This window comes from Thermococcus sp. (assembly GCF_027008145.1).
Classification (GTDB): domain Archaea; phylum Methanobacteriota_B; class Thermococci; order Thermococcales; family Thermococcaceae; genus Thermococcus.
In genome coordinates this window covers 1-3,982 of record NZ_JALTCZ010000206.1, presented here as the reverse complement: position 1 = coordinate 3,982, position 3,982 = coordinate 1, and the positions used below count along the sequence as shown (strand labels likewise).

Below are 3,982 nucleotides of genomic sequence, written 5' to 3'. Positions count from 1 at the left end.
TCCTCTCTCAGGTCACGTTCCATGGCCTTGAGTCCCACCTCGTTGAACCATTCCGGCAGGGCCTTCGCTATCTCAAGGCAGGCGCGCCTTTCTTCATCGGTTTTGAGGGCCTTAATCTTCACTCCAGCCATCCCTCCAGCGCCGAGCTCACCAGCTTCAGGAACTCCTCCTTTGTTCCGCCTTTTTCATAGAACTCCTCTAGAAGTTCCATGAAGTGCCTTTCCTCACCGTTGAACTTCCCGCCCTTCCACTCAAAGATTCTGAACCTTTCGCCGAGAAGCTCAACGGTGTGAACAGCCGAGCGCCCTGAGGGTTTGAGGTTCTTTGTCAGCTCGATGGTGTTTATCGTGCCGTAGCCGAGCTTTTTCCAGAAGGCTATGGCGTCCTTATCCTGTGGCAGGACGAGGAGGTAAAGCGATGAATCGTGCTTTTTCACCTCTTCCTCGGCCCTCTCGACGAGTGCCCTTCCGATGCCCTTCCCCCTAAACTCGGGCCTCACGTATATCTCCTCGACCCAAAAGCACCCTTCCCTGCTCGAAAGCCTTATGAACCCTGCCGCTTTGCTGCCTTCCAGGGCGAGAAATATTAAATCACTGCGCTTAAAGTAGACCTCGGCCTCTTTTCTGTAGATTTCCTCTTCACCCGGTTTCCAGCCCTGTTTTTCGCGAAGCTCCATGAAGAACTCAGTGTAGAGAGTTTGAAACTCCCCAAGGTAGTCCTCCGTCAGACGTACAATCTCCATTCCATCATCGCCGTAACCGTGAAGTGTTTCCAGATAAAAAACTTTCCGCCTCGTTGAAGGGTTTCTAACTACCTCAGCAGGATATTAACCGATAAAATGGGGCTCTTTCAAAGATTCAAAAGGAGAAAAGAATTCAAAGGGAGTAGGTCTGCTCCGCCCACTCGTATTCGTCGAGACCTGTCTTCTCGGCCTCCTCCGGGACGCGGACGGGGGTTATCTTGTCGGTTATCCAGATGAGGATGTAGGTGACGACGAAGGCGTAGATGGCGCACATTACCGCCGCCGCGACCTGCTTGCCGAAGAACCCGACCCCACCATAGATGAGGCCGTTTGTACCGTGGATCGCCGCACTGCCGAATATTCCTAAGAGTATTATGCCACTGAAGCCGCCTATCCCGTGGACGCCCCAGACGTCGAGGGCATCGTCCCAGCCCTTTCTGTTCTTGTAGTCAACGGCGAGATGGCAGACTATAGCCGCTACGATACCTATGAGCATGGCCGCCTGGGGGTTCACAAAGCCTGCAGCTGGGGTTATTGTGGCAAGGCCAGCTATTGAACCCGCCATGAAGCCGATGGCACTCCACTTGCCGGTTCTCCAGTAGTCCCAGAACATCCAGGTCACGGCCGCAAATGCCGCGGCCTCCATGGTGTTGACGAAGGCTACGTTGGTGTCCACATCAACCCTCAGGGCTGAACCTGCGTTGAAACCGAACCAGCCGAACCAGAGGAGGGCCGTTCCGATGAGGATTAAAGGCAGGCTGTGGTTACCAGCTTTGGGGAACTTCCTCTTACCGAGGTAGAAGATCGCGGCGAGTGCTCCGAATCCAGCGCTGGTGTGAACAACTATACCTCCCGCGAAGTCCTCGACACCCCACTTGGCGAGGAAGCCGCCTCCCCAGAGCCAGTGGGCGAACGGGAAGTACACGAAGATCAGCCAGAGTGTGAGGAAGAGTATGAACGCTTTAAAGCGCATCCTGTCAGCGAATGCACCGGTCATGAGAACGGGTGTGATTATCGCGAACATGAGCTGGTAGACCATGAATGTCAGCATGCTTATCTGGTCGTTTCCCGGGAATAGCGTTTTTGGGGTTATGTGGTCAAGGAAGAAGTAATGCAGGCTGCCGATAACCCCCCTGACATCGGGCCCGAATGCTAAGCTGAAGCCGAAGATCACCCAGAGAACGGTTGTCCAGCCGGCGGAGAAGAAGTTCTGCATCATCATCGTTACCGCGTTCTTCCTGTTCACCATGCCCCCGTAGAACAAAGCCAGACCGGGGGTCATAATAAACACCAAAGCGGCCGCAATCAACATGAATCCATCGCTGGCGGGACTGAACATCTTATGTCACCTCGAAAGCCTGGTTCGTCGAAAAATTTTCGAGAGAGGTTATTAAAGTTGTGGTTTATTATTCAAATATAGTTAATAAATACCATATATGTACTAATAGCCCATAGGTTTTACAAATGTCAAATAACTTGTCATATGTAATAGTAAAGATATGACAAAAAGTTTCAATATAATCTTCTTAGTCGGTAAGCTGGAGGTTTTAATATTGTACTAAATTTGGGGATTATAGTTTTAGATTAAAACTATCCTTAGGATAGATTCCCAAAGCAACCATCACTCAGCATCCCCTAAGGGTCTCTCGAAGAAGGCCCCGTTCAGACACGGGGGCCTTGATCCAGCCCAGAGCCAAGACAGCACCCACCTCACGTTAGGCCTCCAACTTCGCCGGCGATACGGCTTCAAGCCCTCTCTATGGGGAATCGGTGGGGATTCCTTCGGCTTCAACGACCGGGAAGAGATTTTTTCTGAACACCAGCACGTTCGGTTCTTCCGTTTCCTCCCAGGGGAAGAGGCCGAGTCTCTTAAGGCCGGGCAGGAGTGGCTTGACCCCGCTCGTGAGCATAATGTCAAAGCCCTCCAGCCCTCTTTCCTTCGCGACCCACGCCATTGCCGGAAGCGTGGCCCTGAGGGTTGCCAGTCCAACATCCAAGGGTGTGAAGGTCGTCCCCTTCTTCGAGACAAGGAAGCGGAGGCCGTTGACCTCGTAAAACTCGGCGTTCTTCCTGATCCAATCCAAGGTCTCTTCGCTCCTCCCCACAAAGTGCCAGCCGACGGGTATGATGCCCAGAGTAAGGTCGCTCAGCGTCGGTTCTACCCTCTCGGGTTCTTCCGGCTCGAAGCTTTCCGTTTTCGCTCCGAAAACGAAGAATTTCGCCCTAACGCGGAAGCCGGTCTTTTTCGCCATCGCTATACTTTCCCTGTTGAGGAAGTATGTAGCGAACTCAAGGGCCTTTATTTTTCCCTCTTCGGCAAGCTTCTTCCCGAGGTCGAGCAGGAAGCTGTGCAAAAGCCGTCCGTAGCCCTTCCCGCGGTAGTCGGGGTGAACGCGGAGGCCTTCAAGCCAGCCCACCTTTTCAGGCAAAAGGGTTAGCTTCGCCGTTCCGATGGCCTTACCCTCAAACTCAAGGACGTAGAAGTTGTCGCCGAGCCATTCGTCAAATACCCTCGCTAAGTAGTCCCCTCCACCCCACGTCAGCTTTGATATCTCCTCTATGAAGGGTTTGTCCTCGGGTTTTGCCTCACGGATGGTTGGGTTCATTACTCTTCACCCGCAGGTGTGTCGATGCCCAGGATTTTATGCTTTTGCGTCCCCGAGGAATTTCCCAAAGAGGAGGGAAGCTGTCAGCGCAAGGGAAAACGCCACAATTGCAAAAACCCGGATTTCACCGCTCTTCTCAATCGCCCACGCAAAGACTAACTGCGAGAGTGGAATTACCAGCGTCGCGAGGGCGTCAAAGATGCCCCTTGCCGTCCCGAGGCTTTTGAGGGAGATGTGCCTCTGCATAAGACTGTCGAAGGAGACGTTCAACATTTCCCCGCCGAAGCCGACCAGAATCACCGCCGGAAACAGCGCCATCACGGCAGGAATCCCCACGATGAGGAGCGCTGTACTCTGGAGGAGCATCCCGGCGATCAGCGGCAGATTCAGTCCGACCCGTTTTCTGCCCGCCAGGTATGTCAGTCCAATCAGTGCTGCGAGACTCCCGAACGTTGTGAGGGCCTGGAGAACGCCGTAGAGAACTTCCCCCTTGTTCAGCACCCTCAAAGAGGCAAAGACGAATATCCTGAAACTCCCGAGGGCGAAGTTGAAGAGGAGAACAGAGGCAAGGATTCCAATAATGAGCCTTTTATCCATTCCCAACCGCTTTCCTTCCACCTTTTCAGTGGTTCTT

Annotated in this window: 3 protein-coding genes and 1 pseudogene; all 4 read right to left on the bottom strand. The window is 53.3% G+C overall.

What is annotated here, in order from left to right:
* Window positions 1–118: 118 nt before the first annotated feature.
* Entirely contained in the window at window positions 119–742 is a 624-nt protein-coding gene (locus tag MVD07_RS10600; RefSeq protein ID WP_297501976.1) for a GNAT family N-acetyltransferase, read from the bottom strand.
* Between the two features lie 133 nt (window positions 743–875).
* Window positions 876–2,081 (bottom strand): ammonium transporter, encoded by a 1,206-nt coding sequence (locus MVD07_RS10595; RefSeq protein ID WP_297501973.1) that lies wholly within the window; start codon window positions 2,079–2,081, stop codon window positions 876–878.
* Window positions 2,082–2,499: 418 nt separating this feature from the next.
* Window positions 2,500–3,348, bottom strand: a complete 849-nt coding sequence (locus MVD07_RS10590; protein ID WP_297501970.1) for a GNAT family N-acetyltransferase — start codon at window positions 3,346–3,348, stop codon at window positions 2,500–2,502.
* A 36-nt stretch (window positions 3,349–3,384) separates the two neighbouring features.
* A pseudogene (locus MVD07_RS10585) lies at window positions 3,385–3,982 on the bottom strand (MFS transporter); the annotation flags it as partial.

Excerpts from the sequence above, each read along its gene's own strand:
- MVD07_RS10590 (WP_297501970.1), bottom strand. The coding sequence starts at position 3,348 with ATGAACCCAACCATCCGTGAGGCAAAACCCGAGGACAAACCCTTCATA.
- MVD07_RS10595 (WP_297501973.1), bottom strand. The coding sequence starts at position 2,081 with ATGTTCAGTCCCGCCAGCGATGGATTCATGTTGATTGCGGCCGCTTTG.
- MVD07_RS10600 (WP_297501976.1), bottom strand. The coding sequence starts at position 742 with ATGGAGATTGTACGTCTGACGGAGGACTACCTTGGGGAGTTTCAAACT.